This window comes from Corynebacterium sphenisci DSM 44792 (genome assembly GCF_001941505.1).
GTDB classification, from domain to species: domain Bacteria; phylum Actinomycetota; class Actinomycetes; order Mycobacteriales; family Mycobacteriaceae; genus Corynebacterium; species Corynebacterium sphenisci.
Genome location: NZ_CP009248.1, coordinates 1,641,615 through 1,656,978 on the forward strand (window position 1 = coordinate 1,641,615; position 15,364 = coordinate 1,656,978).

Genomic DNA, 15,364 nt, shown 5'->3' on the forward strand with positions numbered 1-15,364 from the left:
CCTGGAAAACCTTCCCCGGGCATGCCGAAACCACCCCCGCCCCCCCTCAAACCACCAGGTGGCGCGCCCCTCAGCGGCGGCGCAGCGGGGTCTCCACCATCCGCCGGCCGGCGTCGGTCGTCACCAGCTCCCCGTGGCTGAGCGCGGCCAGCGCCCCGTCGAGGCCGGCGAGATCCGCCGGGTCCACCGCCACCAGGTGGCGCACCCGGGCGCCCCAGTCGGTGTCCACGATGTCGAAGCCGCGGGAGCGCAGCTCCGCCTCCACCCGGCCCGCCTCGGCGGCGCCGACCTCCACCGCGCGCAGCAGCCGCTCCCGGCGCACGTGCACCTCCACCTCGGCGAGCGTCTCGGCCACCGCATCGGAGTAGGCGCGCACCAGGCCCCCGGTGCCCAGCTTCACCCCGCCGAAGTAGCGGGTGACCACCGCGGCGATGTCGGTCATCCCGGACCCGGCGAGCACGTCCAGCATCGGCCTGCCGGCGGTGCCGGAGGGCTCCCCGTCATCGCTGGAGCGCGCCACCCGGTTCGCGCCCGGGACCTCGTGCAGGTAGGCGCTGCAGTGGTGCCGGGCGTCGGGATACTCGGCGCGGGCGGCGTCGATGAGCTCCCGGGCGGCGTCGCCGTCGTCGGCGCGGCCCACCCAGGTGAGGAACCGGGAGCGGCGCACCTCCAGCTCCCCGACGGCCAGGGTGCCGCGGGCGGGCACCAGCAGATCAGCGGACATGGCCCCATCATCCCCCATCGCCCGGGCACCCCCTACCATCGCCGGTATGTGCACTTACCGCGTCTGGGCCCCGTACGCCGCCGAGGTCGAGCTGCTGCTCGGCGATCCCGACTCCCCGGAGCGGGTGCCGATGGCCGCCGCCGGCGGCGGCTGGTTCGACTCCGGCCGGGAGATGACCCCGGGGGCGCGCTACGCCTTCCGGCTGCGCGCCATCGCCGGCCACGGCGCCGCCGAGGGCGATGGCCCGGACCACCCCGGCGAGTGGACCGCCCCGCTGCCGGACCCGCGCTCCCAGGCGCAGCCGGACGGCCCGCACGGCTTCTCCCAGGTCGTCGACCACGCCGCCCACGACTGGGCGGACGGGGCCTGGACCGGGCGGATCCTGCCCGGCGGGCTGCTCTACGAGATGCACGTGGGCACCTTCAGCGGATCCGGGGACTTCGCCGGGGTGGCCGAGCACCTGGACCACCTGGTGGAGCTGGGCGTGACCCATCTGGAGCTGATGCCGGTGCAGCCCTTCGGCGGGGACCGCAACTGGGGCTACGACGGGGTGTGCTGGCATGCGGTGCACGCCGGCTACGGCGGCCCGGAGGGGCTGAAGCGCCTGGTGGAGGCCTGCCACGCCCGCGGGATCGCGGTGGTGCTCGACGTGGTGTTCAACCACTTCGGCCCGGACGGCAACTACGTGGGCTTCTTCGGCCCCTACACCTCCGGCGGGAACACCGGCTGGGGCGAGGTGGTCAACCTCACCGGGCCCGACTCCGACGAGGTGCGCGCCTACATCCTCGACGCGGTGCGCCAGTGGTTCGTGGACTACCACGTCGACGGGCTGCGCCTGGACGCGGTGCACGCCCTGCATGACGAGGGCGCCTTCCACATCCTGGAGCAGATGCAGGTGCTCGCCGAGCGGATCTCCGCGCAGACCGGGGTGCCGCGCAGCCTCATCGCCGAATCCGACCAGAACGATCCGCGGCTCACCCGGGCCCGCGCCGCCGGCGGCTACGGTCTGGCCGCCCAGTGGGACGATGACGTGCACCATGCGCTGCACACCCTGGTCTCCGGGGAGGACCACGCCTACTACGCCGACTTCGGCACCGTGGAGGTCCTCGCGGAGACCCTCGGCCGGGCCTTCCACCACGCCGGCCGGTTCTCCACCTTCCGGGGCCGCCGGCACGGCCGGCCCCTGGATCTGGCCACCACCCCGCTGTCCGCCTTCGTCACCTACACCACCACCCACGACCAGACCGGCAACCGGGCGATCGGCGACCGGCCCTCGATGAACCTCAGCCCGGCCCGGCAGGCGCTGAAGGCCGCGGTGGTCGCCTGCGCCCCCTTCACCCCGATGCTCTTCCAGGGCGAGGAGTGGGGCGCGTCCACCCCCTTCGCCTTCTTCTGCTCGCATGAGTCGGAGCTGCTGCAGCGACTCACCCGGGAGGGCCGGATGCGCGAGTTCGCCCGCTCCGGCTGGGATCCCGAGGAGGTCGCCGATCCGGCGGACCCGGGGACCTTCGCCGCCTCCCGGCTGGACTGGGCGGAGCGGGCCGAGCAGCCGCACGCCCGGCTGCTGGCCGCCTACCGGGAGCTGTTCGCGCTGCGCCGGGCCCGGCCCGCGCTCACCGATCCCTGGGCGGCCTCGGTGGCCACCACCGTGGACCCGGCCGGGCGCTGGCTGCTGCTGGAGCGGGCCACCGACCCGGATCTCGCCGAAGCGGACCGGGTGCTGCTGGCGGCGAACTTCTCCGATGGGCCGGTCACCGTCGACCTGCCGGCCGGCGCGCCGGCGGGGCTGCTGCACACCTTCGCCGACGCCGCCGCCGAACCCGGCGAGGGTTCGGTGCGGCTGCCGGCCTGGGGCTACGCCGTGCTCGGCTGAGCCATCCCGCGCGGCGCACGGCCCCGCCGGCCCGGATCCCCGGGCGGGCGGGGCCGTCGCCGCCCCGGCCGGGCTCAGCCGGCGGCGTGCGCGGCCACCGCGTGGGCGGCCATCGCATCGGCGATCAGGATGTCGCCCATCACCAGGGTGGGCACCAGATCCGCCAGCCGCGCCCACTGCGGCAGCAGCTCGCGCACCGGGGACTCGTCGAGCCGGTCCAGGCCCGCGGCCGTGCGGCGGGCATTGTCCCGGGCCAGGGCCCGGGCGGCCACCGCGATGAGCAGCGAGGTGCCCGGCACCAGGGTCCAGTGCAGCCCCGGGTCCCCGGCGTCGATCCCGTCGAGCTTGTGGAAGCGCACGTTGACCGCCTTGCGCAGCCGCGGGGAGACCTTGGACATCTGCTGGAACAGCGCCCGGGAGGATTTCGCCAGCTCCACCATCAGCCCGGAGTCGAGGATCTCGGCGCGGCGGGTGACCACCTCGTGGATGGCGGTGAACCGGGCGTCATCGTCGGTGAGCGGGCCGGGCACCATCCGGTGCCGGTCGAAGACCTGCGCCAGGATCGCCTCGGCCTGGGCCGGCGGCAGCGCGGCGATCTGCACCGAGGTGGAGTCGATCTTCGCCGCCTCCACGGTGGGGTCCTGCCCGGTGGCCAGGGCCTCCAGGGCGGCCGGGCCGGCGGTGGCGCGCAGGAAGCCCCGCTGCGCCGCGGCGGCGTCGGCGTCCCCGGCGGCCTCGGCGGCGGTGACGTCGGCGAGGGCGGCGAGGGCCCCCAGCCAGGGCACCCGGCGCCGGCCCGGGGTCTCGGCGCGGCGGGTGAAGTCGCCGAGCACCACCCCGGAGGAGATGAGCAGCCCCGGCTGGTCGGCCAGCCGGATGGACGCCGCGTTCAGCGCCGCCAGCCCGCGGCGGGCGTCCGCGGCGAGCAGGCCGCGGACCCGGTCCGCGCCGGGGGCGCCCGGGGCGGTGGCCAGGGCCCCGGCCCGGCCGGTGCGCCAGGCGGCGAGCAGCGACCACAGCCGCACCAGATCCGCCTGGTCGGCGGGCCCCGCCGCCGCGTCCGCGGCATCGGCGTCCGCGGCATCCGCCGTCTCGGCGTCGACCAGCGCCCGGGCCTCCGGGGAGGGCCAGCGCGGGGCGCGCTCCTCCGGGGTGCCCCACACCACCTGGGCGACCACCGGGGAGTCGCCGCGCATCGGCTCCGGCAGCGCCACCGCACCGTCCTCGGGCAGCGCCACCGCCGCCGGGGCCAGCCAGGGCCGGGCCGCCGACCAGGCGTGCACGCTCAGCGCGGCGCCCGCGGCCTGGCCGGCCCGGCGCACGGTGAGCACCCCGCCGGCGAGCCCGGCCTCGGCCACCGGGTCCGCGGCGGCGGCCTCCACCAGGGGCACCGAGAGCCGGCGCCGGCCGGCCGAGCGGGTCCACTCCAGGGAGACGGTGACCTCCGCCAGGCCCGCGACCTTCTCGGCCCAGCCGCCGAGCCGGCCCACCGCCTCATCGCCGCGGCGGGTCATCGGCACCCGGCACACCTCCCCCTCCGGGCCGCGCACCGACAGATGCGCATGGCGCAGCTCCCCGGGGGCGTGCACCTCAAACTCCCCGGCCGCGTCCACCCGGCCCGGCCGGGTGCGCAGGGTGCGGGTGCGCACCGCGGCGGCCTCGTCGAGCAGCGGCACCCGGAAGGACAGCACCCCGGGGGTGACCCGCAGGGCCAGCTCCGCGCCCTCGGCGGTGGCCACGGTGATCTCCCCGGAGGTCTCCGCCGCGCCGAGGCGCAGCACCGCGGGCTCCGCCGCCAGGGGCTTGTCCCCGGGGCTGAGCCGCACCTCCGCCGGGGAGAGCCCCCCGTCGGCGGGGATCCGGAACCCGTCGCCGCCGCCGCGCGGGGCGATGTCCAGCTGCGCGCCCTCGGCCACGGCGAAATGGGCCTGGAAGCCCATCCCCCGCGGGTTGGTCAACCGCACCACGAATTCGCCGACCCAGGGGTAGTCGTCGTCGGTGAGGATCTCCACCTCCCCGCCGGCGGCGGGCACCTCCAGCTCGTACTCCATGGTCAGCTCCTCGGCGAAGACGCCGTAGCCGCCGAATTCGGCCAGCTGCACCCGCCAGGACTCGTCCCGGCCGGAGAGGGTGGGCGGGAACACCGCCACCGGACCGCCGGCGTGCACCGGGGTGCCGTGCGCGGTCACCGCCCCGTCCAGGCGGGCGTGCGGGGTGGTCAGCCGCGGCCGGCGCCGCGGGGAAGCCGAGCGCACCGCCCCGGTCACCCCGGGCCGGCGCACCTGCACCGCGGTGACCTCCCGCAGGTCCGCCACCGCCACCTGCCACAGCGGCCACCGGGCCGGCCGGGGGTCGGTGAGCAGCGGCACCGGCTCCCCGGTGACCGGGTCCACCAGGGTGGCGTCATCGGGGTAGATGACGTGCACGGACTCGGAGTGCAGGGACACCTTGCCGGTGACCGCCTGCCCGTCCGCGCCGAAGATCAGCACCGGATCCTCGGTGTCCACCGCGGGCAGCCGCCAGGCCCGGTCCTCGCCGAGCTCCACCAGCACCTCGCGCACCGGCTCGTCGACGGCGACCACCGGCCGGGCGGCGCCCTCGGCCAGGGCCACCGCCTCGGCGACGGCGACCTGGCCGCCGCAGGTCACCCGCCAGGAGCGCCGCCCGGGGTTGGCGGGGGTGGGCAGCTGCACGCCCACGGTGGCGGTGAACTCGTCGAAGAACAGCTGCGGGCGGCCGGTGGTCGCCGAGATGCCGACCGCCTGGCGGCGGTGCGCGGTGCCCGCCGGGCGGGCCCGCAGCTCCTCCCGGGCGGATTCGGCCAGCGGCTCGGGCAGGCCCACCGCGGCGGCGTCCAGGTCCTCCCGGGACTCCCAGTTCAGCGGGTCCGCGGCGGTGGCCAGCAGAAAGCCCAGGGTGGCGGAGACCAGTTCCGCGGCCCGCGCCGGGGCGGAGGAGGCGAGCACCCGCAGCGGCCGCGGGGACTCCCCGTCGGCGTCCGCGGCGAAGCCGGCGACCAGGTCGCCGACCCGGTCCCGCACCCCGTGCAGGGCGGCGACGATGTCGGCGGGGCTGCGCGGCCCCGCCGGATCGGCCTCGGCCAGCCCCGCCGCGGCCTCGATCCGCTCGATGATGAGCGGCATCACCGAGCGCTGCACCCCGGCGTGCAGCATCGCCAGCCGGGCGGAGTCCTCCCGGCCGCCGCGGGCGGCGCGGGCGCCGTCCAGTTCCGCGACGTCGGCCAGGCCGAGCCCGGCGAGCAGCCCGGGCAGCGCCGCGGCGACCGCGTCCACCAGCCCGGCCACCGCCGGGTCCGCCGGGTCCAGGCCGAGCCCGGCCGGCCAGTCCGCCCACAGGTCCGCGGTGGCCGCCACCCGGGTGGCCCGGCCGGCCAGGGAGGCCACCAGCACCGCGGGATTGGCCAGGGCCGCCTCGGCGGCGTCGCCGGGCACCCCGGCGACCCCGGCGAGCACCCGGGTGAGCAGGGCGCCGAGGAAGGCGTCGATCCGCTCCACCTCGTCCATGCGCACCCCGGCCCAGGCCAGCAGCGGCTCCGGCGCCGGCGGCGCCGCGGCGGCCCCCTCCGCCCCGGCGGGGGCGGCGGGGTCGGCGGCGCCGGATCCGGGGTCGAGGACCCGGAGCCGCTCCCGCAGCTCCGCCTCGGTGGCGGCCAACCAGGCGGCCAGGGGCAGCGCCCCGGCGGCATCGACGGGGGAATCTCCGGCGGCGGGCATTATGGCTCGAGGGCTCCTTCGCTCGGGGCTCGCGCCGGGGCCTCCCCCGGCAGGTCAACCGCCTCAGCATATCCGCGCCCGGTCACCGCGCGGCGACCTCCCCCACGGTCATCGGCGGCACCAGGGCGCGCACCACCGCCACCGTCGCGGCGCAGGCCAGGATGCCCGCCGCGGCGGTCCAGCCCATGCCGGTGACGAAGGCCGCGTCGGCCAGCTCCAGCAGCCGGGCGCCCTCCGCCGCGGGCAGCGCCGCGGCCACCTCGTGGGCGGTGTTGACGTCCCCGGCGGCGGCCGCCGCCCCGGGGCCGGCGAAGCCCAGGTCCAGCTCCCCCATCCGGCGGGCGTAGACGCCCACCAGCACCGAGCCGAGCACCGCCGCGCCGAAGGCGCCGCCGAGCTCGTAGCCGGTCTCCGACAGCGCGGAGGCGGTGCCGGAGTGCTCCGGGGGCGCCGCGCCCAGGATGATGATGTTGGTCACCGGGTCGATCATCCCGGTGCCGGCGCCGAGGAGCACGAAACTGGCCCCGAACCACCACATCGCCCCCGGCCCGGAGCTCACCGCCGGGATCACCCGCAGCGCCTCCACCAGGTGCATCAGCACCCCGGAACCGGTGACCGCGACCGCCACGGTGAGCAGCCGGCGGGCGTCCACCCGCCGGGTGAGCTCCCCGGTGACCACGGTCGCCGCCATGGAGGCGATCATGCCGGGCATGAGCAGCAGCCCGGCCCGGATGGGGCTGAGCCCGGTGACCGTCTGCAGGTACTGGGAGAGGTAGAGCATCACGCCGAGCAGCATGAAGGTGGAGGCGGCGTTGACCAGCACCGCCCCGGCGTAGGGCCGGTTGTGCAGCAGGCGCACGTCGATGAAGGGGTGCGGGGCGTTGTTCAGGTGCGCCACCAGGGCGGTGGCCGCGACCGCGGCGAGCGCCGCCAGGGCGGCCGGCACCCACAGGGCGAGGTCCGCGGTGACCGCCTTGATCGCGCCGACCACCCCGAACAGGGCGACCATGGACAGCGCGGAGCCGGCCAGGTCGAAGCGCCCCGGCGCCGCCGAACGCGATTCCGGCAGCACCACATGCCCGACGATGGCCAGGGCCGCGGCGACCGGCACGTTGATCAGGAACACCGAGCCCCAGCCGTGGTGCTCCAGCAGCCAGCCGCCGAGCAGCGGGCCCACGATGGCGCCCAGGGCGTAGGTGGACACCCACGCCGACACCGCCCGGGACAGCTCCGCCGGGTCGGTGAACATGTGCTTGATGATGGACAGCGTGGAGGGCATCAGGGTCGCCCCGGCCACGCCCTGGGCGGCGCGGGCGGCGATGAGCACCCCGGCGCTGGGCGCCAGGGCCGCGGCCAGGGAGGCCAGGCCGAAGCCGACCACCCCGACCAGCAGGGTGCGCCGGCGGCCCACCCGGTCGCCGAGGGTGCCCATGGTGATGAGCAGGGTGGCCATCGCGAAGGGGTAGATGTCGACGATCCACAGCAGCTGGGTGCCGGAGGGCCGCAGATCCCGGGCGATGGCGGGCAGGGTGAGGTTCAGCACCGTCATGTCGATGGCGAGCACCATGATCGCCAGGGCGAGCACCGCCAGGCCCGCCCAGCGGCGGCGCGCGGACACCGGCGAGGCCGGCGGCGCGGGCCGCGCCGCCGGTTCGGCGGGGATGGCGGATCGGCGCTCCGGCACGGGATCGGGCTGGGGCGAGGGGTGGGCAAGGTCCTTCACCCCGGCCACGCTACCGCCGCCGGCGAGGGCTCGGCCACCGGGGTTCACCGGCGGAATCGGCCCCGCGCACGCCGCCCCCGCGGGGTGGTCCGGGCGGGGCCCGGCGCTAGGTGAGGAACTCGTATTCCGGGGTGCCCGGCTCCAGCCGGCGGCACACCAGCGGGGAGGCCTCCATCCGCGCCAGGAGGCTGTCCAGGTCGCCGGCGCGGCGCAACTCCAGGCCGACCAGGGCGGCCCCGGTCTCCCGGTTGTTGCGCTTGAGGTACTCGAACAGGGCGATGTCGTCGTCCGGGCCGAGCACCTCGGAGAGGAACATCCGCAGCTGCCCGGGCTTCTGCGGGAAGTTCACCAGGAAGTAGTGCTTCAGCCCCCGGTAGACCAGGGAGCGCTCCATGATCTCCGCGTAGCGCAGCACGTCGTTGTTGCCCCCGGAGACGATGCACACCACCACCTCCCCCGGGCGCAGGTCCATCCGCTCCAGGGCGGCCACGGACAGCGCCCCGGCGGGCTCGGCGATGATCCCCTCGTTCTGGTACAGGTCCAGCTGGGCGACGCACACCGCGCCCTCGGCCACCGAGATGAGGTCCAGCCGGTCCCGGTTGGCGCCCACGGTGCGCCAGGGCAGTTCGCCGACCCGCTTCACCGCGGCACCGTCGACGAAGGGGTCCACCTCGTCCAGGGCCACCGGCCCCCCGGCCGCCAGGGCGGCGGCCAGGCAGGCCGCGCCGGCCGGCTCCACCCCGGTGATCCGGGTGGCCGGGGACATGTCCGCCAGGTAGCTGGTCACCCCGGCGAGCAGCCCGCCGCCGCCGACGGGCACGCTCACCCGGTCCAGGGTGAGGCCCTGCATGGACAGCTGGGCGACGATCTCGGCGGCAACGGTGCCCTGGCCGACGATGGTGTCGAAGGCGTCGAAGGGCTCCACCACGGTCGCCCCGGTGCGTTCGGCGTCGGCCAGCGCCTCGGCCCGGGCCTCGTCGAAGCTGTCCCCGACGACGATGATCTCCACCGCGTCCCGGCCGTGGTAGGCGATCCGGTCCCGCTTCTGCTTCGGGGTCTGGTTGGGCACGTAGATCCGCCCGGCGATGCCCAGGGTGCGGCAGGCGTAGGCCACGCCCTGGGCGTGGTTGCCGGCGGAGGCGGCGACCACCCCGGCGGCGCGCTCCTCCTCCCCGAGCTGCACGATGGCGTTGTAGGCGCCGCGGATCTTGTAGGAGCGCACGTCCTGCAGATCCTCGCGCTTGAGGAACACCCGCGCCCCGGTGGCCTCCGAGAGCCGGCCGCAGTACTGCAGCGGCGTCGCCGCGATCACGGAGGAGATCCGGGCCTGCGCGGCCTGGATGTCCGAGGCGTGCGCCAGCGGCGCGGCGGCGGTGTCGGCGGGGGCGGCGGTGTCGGTCATGTCCGGTTACGTTACCCCGGCCGCCCCGCCGGCCCGGCATGGGCGCACCCCGCGGCGACCCCGGTCACCGCGCCGGCTCCTCGTCGCTGTCCCGGGAGAGCTGGTCCAGGTTCTGCCCCTCGTGGAGGAAGGCCAGGGTCGCGGCGAAGTTCGCCTGCCCGCCGGCGCCGGCCTCCGCGAAGATCGCGTTGCGCAGCGCGGTGGGCGTGTACTCCCGCCCCGGGTGCAGCCGCCACCGCAGCGGCCGCACCGGGTGCGGGCGCCAGGAGAAGGCGGAGCGGTCCGGGTCCGCCTCGAGCCATCGCTCGACCACCGCCCGCGACTCCGGGGACACCAGGGAGTCCAGGCGCAGCTCCAGCGGCGCCCCATCCGGGATGAGCCCGCGCTCGTGGATGATGCTCACCGCCCGGGCCCGGCGCTTGGCGGAGCGGATGGTCTCCGCGACGCCCCCGGCGAGATCGCCGCGGCCGGGTCGCAGCCGCCACTGCGCCACATCGTCGACGGGGAACACCCGCCGGAAGCTGACCACGTGCCGCGACCCGGCCGGCTCCCCGGGGGCGCCGGCCCCGAGCTCGAAGATCCGGTACTCGTGGCATTCCACGGTGAGGTCCTCCGCCACCGACTGCAGCCACTGCACCGTGGTGAGGGTCTTGGCGTCGAAGTCCTCGGCGACCAGCAGGATCCGGGGCAGCAGGAAGCGCTCCTTGTCCAGGGTGCCGTCCTCGACGTGCTCCACCAGGGCCTTGCGCGCCGCCTCGGCGCTCATGGGCTCGGCCCCGGGATCGGCGGCCCGCCGCCGGCCGGTCACCCAGTCGGCGTGCGCCTCGGCCAGCCGGTCCGCGTCGAAGGAGGAGCACAGGGCCGCGTAGGTGATCGCCTGCAGGTGGATCCGCGGATCCGCGCCGCGCTTGAGCTCGATGACGACGAGCTCCCCGGAAGAGGACAGCGCGATGATGTCCGGCCGTTCCCGGGCCTGGTCCACCTCGGAGGACCAGTGAGAGTACTGGGTGGCCACGATCTTGAGGTCCTCGCCGAGGGCCTCGGGATGATCGCTGAGCCACCGCTCCAGGTGCTCCTGCTCGCGCAGGCCGAGCTCGGCCATGCCCACGGGGGCGCAGGGGCGGGTGTTGTGGTGGTCGTCGTCGTCGAGGCCGAGCAGGTAGGTCATGCCCACACGCTAACCACCCGCGGGCCGGTTGGGGCGGGACTTCTCCCGTGGTGCCCCGGCCGCCGCCGCCCCACCATGGGGTCATGAGCACGAACACCAGCGCCACCGGCGCCCACCGATCCACCCGCACCCCCTCCCCCGCCCGCCGTTCCCGACGGGGCGCGCTGCGCGCCGCCGCCGCGGCGCTGCTGCTGCCGGCCGTCGCCCTCGCCGGCGCCCCGGCCGCCAGCGCGGCCACCGACCTCGACCCCTCCCTGCCGGACTACCCGCGGATCCGTGCCGTGGACGGATTCACCGCCGGCTCCGGGAAGTCGACGATCCACTGCGTCGGCACCGAGCGCACCCTGACCTGCCAGACCCCCTGGACCTGGACCCAGCGCAGGGACACCGGCAAGCGGAAGGGCAACACCCTCGAGTTCAATCTGCGCAAGGCCACCACCACGGTGCACAGCGCCGACATGGACATCCGGAACATGAAGTTCAAGAAGCTGCCGAAGGGGCAGAAGTACGAGTACCAGGGCCATGTGGTCCTCTACCAGGGCGGGAAGCTCTACTTCAGCTCGCCGAAGTTCGGGGTCCGCGGTGAGCTGAACAAGAAGGGCGTGGACTTCCCCATCCGCACCTCCGGATAGGCCCCGCCCGCCCCGGGCGCGCCCCGGCCCCCGCCACCGCGGGGCGCCGGGGCGCGCGTCGTCCCGTCCGGTCCGGGTCGCTCAGCCCATGATCCCGGCGCCCATGGTGGCCTTGAGATCGCCGAAGAGGTTCGCGCTGCGGGCGACCCGGAGATGCTCGCCGAGCACCATCACCGTGGAGTTCCCGCCGTCGACGAGGTTGAGGTAGACGTCGGAGTCGCCGGGGTTGGCCTGCAGCACGCCCTTGAGCCGGGCGATGTTGTCCGGGGTGCACTCGTCGGTGCGCAGGGTGATCCGCAGCGGGATCCCGGAGGTGCCGTTGACCCCGAGATCGGGGACCTTGATGTCGTCGCAGATCACCGACATCCGGTCGTCGCGGTAGCTCACGTTCGCCTTCACCAGCACGATCGCGTCCTCGGCGATGACCGTGGCGACGCGCTCGTAGGTGTTCGCGAAGGCGAGCACCTCCACGGTGGCGCCGTTGTGGTCCTCCACCGCGACAATCGCCCAGGGCCGGCCGTCCTTGGTCACCCGGCGCTCCACGGAGGAGATGATCCCGCCGATGATCACCGTGCTGCCGTTGCCCACCTCCCCGCCGACGATGGTGGTCAGCGCGGTGTCGGTCTGCGCGGCCAGGGACTCCTCGAACCCGTCCAGGGGGTGGCCGGAGACGTAGAGGCCGAGCATCTCCCGCTCCAGGGCGAGCTCGTGCTTGCGCTCCCAGCTCTCCTCCGGCACCTGCACCTGGAAGATGGACTCCGCGGCGGACTCCTCCTCCCCGCCGAGCCCGGCGAAGAGGTCGAACTGGCCCTTGTCCGCGGCCTTCTTGGTGGGCAGGGCGGCGTCCACGGCGTCCTCGTGGATGAGCACCAGGCCCTTGCGGGGGTGCCCCAGGGAGTCGAAGGCGCCGGCCTTGATCAGGGATTCGGTGACCCGCTTGTTGCAGGGCAGGGTCTCGATCTTGTCCAGGTAGTCGGAGAAGCTGGCGAAGTGGCCCTTGTCCTCCCGGGTGGCGACGATGGAGTCCACCACGTCGCGGCCGACGTTGCGCACCGCGCCGAGGCCGTAGCGGATGTCCTCGCCCACGGACTGGAAGGTCAGCGCCGACTCGTTGACGTCCGGGGGCAGCACCCGGATGCCCAGGTGCCGGCAGTCGGCGAGGTAGATGGCGGTCTTGTCCTTGTTGTCGCCCACCGAGGTGAGCAGCGCCGCCATGTACTCGGCGGTGTAGTTGGCCTTGAGGTAGGCCGTCCAGTAGGACACCAGGCCGTAGCCGGCGGCGTGGGACTTGTTGAAGGCGTACCCGGCGAAGGGCAGGATCGTGTCCCACAGGGTCTTGATCGCCTGGTCGGAGTAGCCGTTGGCCTTCATCCCGGACTCGAAGTTGACGAACTCCTTCTCCAGCACCTCCGGCTTCTTCTTGCCCATCGCCTTGCGGAACCCGTCGGCCTGGCCGGCGGTGTAGTTCGCCACCTTCTGCGAGATCCGCATGATCTGCTCCTGGTAGACGATGAGGCCGTAGGTCTCGTCGAGGATCTCGCGCAGCGGCTCCGCCAGCTCCGGGTGAATCGGGGTGATCGGCTTGCGCCCGTTCTTGCGGTCGGCGTAGTCCAGGTGCGCGTTGACGCCCATCGGACCCGGCCGGTACAGCGCCAGCGCGGCGACGATGTCATTGAACTCGGTGGGCTGCATGCGCTTGAGCAGTTCGCGCATGCCGCCGCCGTCGAGCTGGAACACGCCGAGGGTGTCGCCCCGGGCGAGCAGCTCGTAGACCTTCGGGTCATCGGTGGCGAGGGTGTCCATGTCGATGGTCTCGCCCCGGTTGGCGTCGATGTTGTCCAGGCAGTCGCCGATCACGGTGAGGTTGCGCAGGCCCAGGAAGTCCATCTTCAGCAGGCCGATCGCCTCGCAGGCCGGGTAGTCCCAGCCGGTGATGATCGCCCCGTCGGCGGCGCGCTTCCACATCGGGATGTGGTCCAGCAGCGGCACCGAGGCCATGATCACCGCACAGGCGTGCACCCCGGTCTGCCGGATCACCCCCTCCAGGCCGCGGGCGGTCTCGTAGATGCGGGCCACGTCCGGGTCGGTCTCGATGAGCTGGCGGACCTCCGCGGCCTCGCCGTAGCGCTCGTGGGCGGGGTCGGTGATCCCGGCCAGGGGGATGTCCTTGGCGGCCACCGCCGGCGGCAGGGCCTTGGTGATCCGGTCGGCGATCTGGTAGCCGGGCTGGCCGAACTGCACCCGGGCGGAGTCCTTGATCGCCTGCTTGGTCTTCACCGTGCCGAAGGTGACCACCTGGCTGACCTTGTCCTCGCCCCACTTGTCCGCGGCGTAGCGGATCATCTCGTCGCGGCGCCGGTCGTCGAAGTCGATGTCGATGTCGGGGGCCGAGGGCCGCTCCGGGTTGAGGAAGCGCTCGAAGAGCAGGCCGTGCTCGATGGGGTCGATGTTGGTGATCCAGGTGGCGTAGGCGACCAGGGAGCCGGCCGCGGAACCGCGCCCGGGGCCGACGTGGATGCCGATCTCGCGGGCGTGCGCGATGATGTCGGCGACGATCAGGAAGTAGGAGGGGTAGCCCTTGCCGTCGATGACGTCGATCTCGTACTCGGCGCGGCGGATGTACTCCTCGGGCACCTCGGATCCGGCGAAGCGCTTGGCCAGGCCCTCCAGCACGTTGTGCCGCAGCCAGCTGGTGGGGGTCTCCCCGGCGGGCACGTCGGCCTTGGGCATCCGGTCGTGCGGGTGCTCCTCCCAGATCTCGTCGTAGTCGCCGACCCGCTCGGCGATGAGCAGGGTGTTGTCGCAGGCGTCGGGCACCAGGTGGTCCCAGGTGGCGCGCATCTCCGCGGCGGATTTGATGAAGTAGCCGTCCCCGTCGAACTTGAACCGGTCCGGGTCGTGCAGGGTTTTGCCGGTCTGCACGCACAGCATCGCCTCATGGGCCTTGGCCTGGTCCCGGGTGACGTAGTGGCAGTCGTTGGTGACCAGCGGCGGCAGGTTGAGCTTGCGGCCGATCTCCAGCAGCTCGGTGCGCACCCGGTTCTCGATGTCTAGGCCGTGGTCCATCAGCTCCAGGAAGTAGTTGTCCTTGCCGTAGATGTCCTGCCATTTGCCGGCGGCGGCGAGGGCCTCGTCGAATTGGCCGAGCCGCAGCCGGGTCTGCACGTCCCCGGAGGGGCAGCCGGTGGTGGCGATGATCCCCTCGGCGCGTTCGGCGATGATCTCGGCGTCCATCCGGGGCCATTTGCCCAGCTGCCCCTCGTAGGAGGCCATGGAGGACAGGTAGAAGAGGTTGCGCAGGCCCTGGGCGTTCTCCGCGAGCATGGTCTGGTGCAGGTAGGCGCCGGAGGCGGAGACGTCATCGGATTTCTGGTGCGGCTCGCCCCAGCGCACCCGCTGCTTGTTGAAGCGGCTCTCCGGGGCCAGGTAGCTCTCGATGCCGATGATGGGCTTGACGCCCTTGGCCTTCATGGTCCGGTAGAACGCGTCCGAGCCGAACATGTTGCCGTGGTCGGTGACGCCGACGGCGGGCATGCCCTGCCGGGTGACCTCCTCGGCGAGCAGGTCGATCTTCGCCATGCCGTCGAGCATCGAGTACTCGGTGTGGTTGTGCAGGTGGACGAAGGACGAGTTGGCCATGACCCCGGATTGTAGGTGGCCCGCGGACGCCCGGCCGCCGGGGGCGGCCGGCGCCCCGCGGCGGGCGGCGGCGGTGTTTTCGGACGTGGCGAAGATCACGCCCCCCGGGCTTGCCTTCCCGCCTCCCCCGCCCCATACTTGAGCAAGTCCTCACGTTTTGCCTTCTGAAAGGAACCCTCCCATGTTCGCTCCCCTGCCCGACGGCGTGTACTCCTTCTTCCCGGCGAACGCCCTCGACGAGGCCCTGTCCACCATGGAGCGCCGCCCGGTCGCCGCCGGCTACCTCGCCGACGGCGATGTCGTGGTCACCTCCAACGACGCCGCCCGCTACTCCTGGCTCATCTAGCCGCCGCAGCCGACCACCGGCGATCCGTCGAACGACCGCCGCGGACCCGTCCCCGACCTTCCCCGCGGGGGCGGGTCCTTTCGCGCGGAAACCCTGGCGCCGCCGGCGCCGGGGGATTAGGTT

9 protein-coding genes are annotated in these 15,364 nt (G+C 74.3%); 3 read left to right on the forward strand and 6 right to left on the reverse strand.

Translation table 11 applies throughout. From position 1 onward, the window contains the following. Positions 1-70 precede the first annotated feature (70 nt). On the reverse strand, positions 71-724 hold the full coding sequence (locus CSPHI_RS07500; RefSeq protein ID WP_075692199.1) for an IMPACT family protein: 654 nt from the start codon (positions 722-724) through the stop codon (positions 71-73). Between the two features lie 46 nt (positions 725-770). Between CSPHI_RS07500 and treZ the strand changes: the two genes are divergently transcribed. Continuing rightward, positions 771-2,597, forward strand: coding sequence for a malto-oligosyltrehalose trehalohydrolase (gene treZ / locus CSPHI_RS07505; RefSeq protein ID WP_075692200.1), 1,827 nt, complete (start codon positions 771-773; stop codon positions 2,595-2,597). A 74-nt stretch (positions 2,598-2,671) separates the two neighbouring features. On the opposite strand, the gene CSPHI_RS07510 is transcribed toward treZ, so the two are convergent. The 4 genes from CSPHI_RS07510 to CSPHI_RS07525 all read right to left on the reverse strand — a co-directional run bounded on the left by CSPHI_RS07510 (position 2,672) and on the right by CSPHI_RS07525 (position 10,624). Then, entirely contained in the window at positions 2,672-6,331 is a 3,660-nt protein-coding gene (locus CSPHI_RS07510; RefSeq protein ID WP_075692201.1) for a hypothetical protein, read from the reverse strand. Positions 6,332-6,413: 82 nt separating this feature from the next. Further along, positions 6,414-8,054, reverse strand: coding sequence for an MFS transporter (locus CSPHI_RS07515; RefSeq protein WP_084210304.1), 1,641 nt, complete (start codon positions 8,052-8,054; stop codon positions 6,414-6,416). A gap of 106 nt (positions 8,055-8,160) precedes the next feature. Then, positions 8,161-9,456, reverse strand: coding sequence for a threonine ammonia-lyase IlvA (gene ilvA / locus CSPHI_RS07520; RefSeq protein WP_075692202.1), 1,296 nt, complete (start codon positions 9,454-9,456; stop codon positions 8,161-8,163). 64 nt (positions 9,457-9,520) lie between these two features. Then, positions 9,521-10,624, reverse strand: coding sequence for a PDDEXK family nuclease (locus tag CSPHI_RS07525; RefSeq protein WP_075692203.1), 1,104 nt, complete (start codon positions 10,622-10,624; stop codon positions 9,521-9,523). Positions 10,625-10,707: 83 nt separating this feature from the next. Here CSPHI_RS07525 and CSPHI_RS07530 point away from each other — a divergent pair, with 83 nt between their 5' ends. Further along, positions 10,708-11,256 carry a hypothetical protein gene (locus tag CSPHI_RS07530; RefSeq protein WP_075692204.1) on the forward strand — a complete coding sequence of 183 codons (549 nt, stop codon included), beginning with the start codon at positions 10,708-10,710 and terminating at the stop codon, positions 11,254-11,256. Between the two features lie 81 nt (positions 11,257-11,337). On the opposite strand, the gene dnaE is transcribed toward CSPHI_RS07530, so the two are convergent. Further along, positions 11,338-14,895, reverse strand: coding sequence for a DNA polymerase III subunit alpha (gene dnaE / locus CSPHI_RS07535; protein ID WP_075692205.1), 3,558 nt, complete (start codon positions 14,893-14,895; stop codon positions 11,338-11,340). A gap of 181 nt (positions 14,896-15,076) precedes the next feature. Here dnaE and CSPHI_RS12165 point away from each other — a divergent pair, with 181 nt between their 5' ends. Beyond that, the gene (locus CSPHI_RS12165; protein WP_169840402.1) at positions 15,077-15,241 is read left to right on the forward strand and encodes a hypothetical protein; all 165 of its coding nucleotides are present in this window, start codon (positions 15,077-15,079) and stop codon (positions 15,239-15,241) included. Positions 15,242-15,364: the final 123 nt, after the last annotated feature.

Excerpts from the sequence above, each read along its gene's own strand:
- CSPHI_RS07500 (WP_075692199.1), bottom strand. The coding sequence starts at position 724 with ATGTCCGCTGATCTGCTGGTGCCCGCCCGCGGCACCCTGGCCGTCGGG.
- treZ (WP_075692200.1), top strand. The coding sequence starts at position 771 with ATGTGCACTTACCGCGTCTGGGCCCCGTACGCCGCCGAGGTCGAGCTG.
- CSPHI_RS07510 (WP_075692201.1), bottom strand. The coding sequence starts at position 6,331 with ATGCCCGCCGCCGGAGATTCCCCCGTCGATGCCGCCGGGGCGCTGCCC.
- ilvA (WP_075692202.1), bottom strand. The coding sequence starts at position 9,456 with ATGACCGACACCGCCGCCCCCGCCGACACCGCCGCCGCGCCGCTGGCG.
- CSPHI_RS07525 (WP_075692203.1), bottom strand. The coding sequence starts at position 10,624 with ATGACCTACCTGCTCGGCCTCGACGACGACGACCACCACAACACCCGC.
- CSPHI_RS07530 (WP_075692204.1), top strand. The coding sequence starts at position 10,708 with ATGAGCACGAACACCAGCGCCACCGGCGCCCACCGATCCACCCGCACC.
- dnaE (WP_075692205.1), bottom strand. The coding sequence starts at position 14,895 with ATGGCCAACTCGTCCTTCGTCCACCTGCACAACCACACCGAGTACTCG.
- CSPHI_RS12165 (WP_169840402.1), top strand. The coding sequence starts at position 15,077 with ATGTTCGCTCCCCTGCCCGACGGCGTGTACTCCTTCTTCCCGGCGAAC.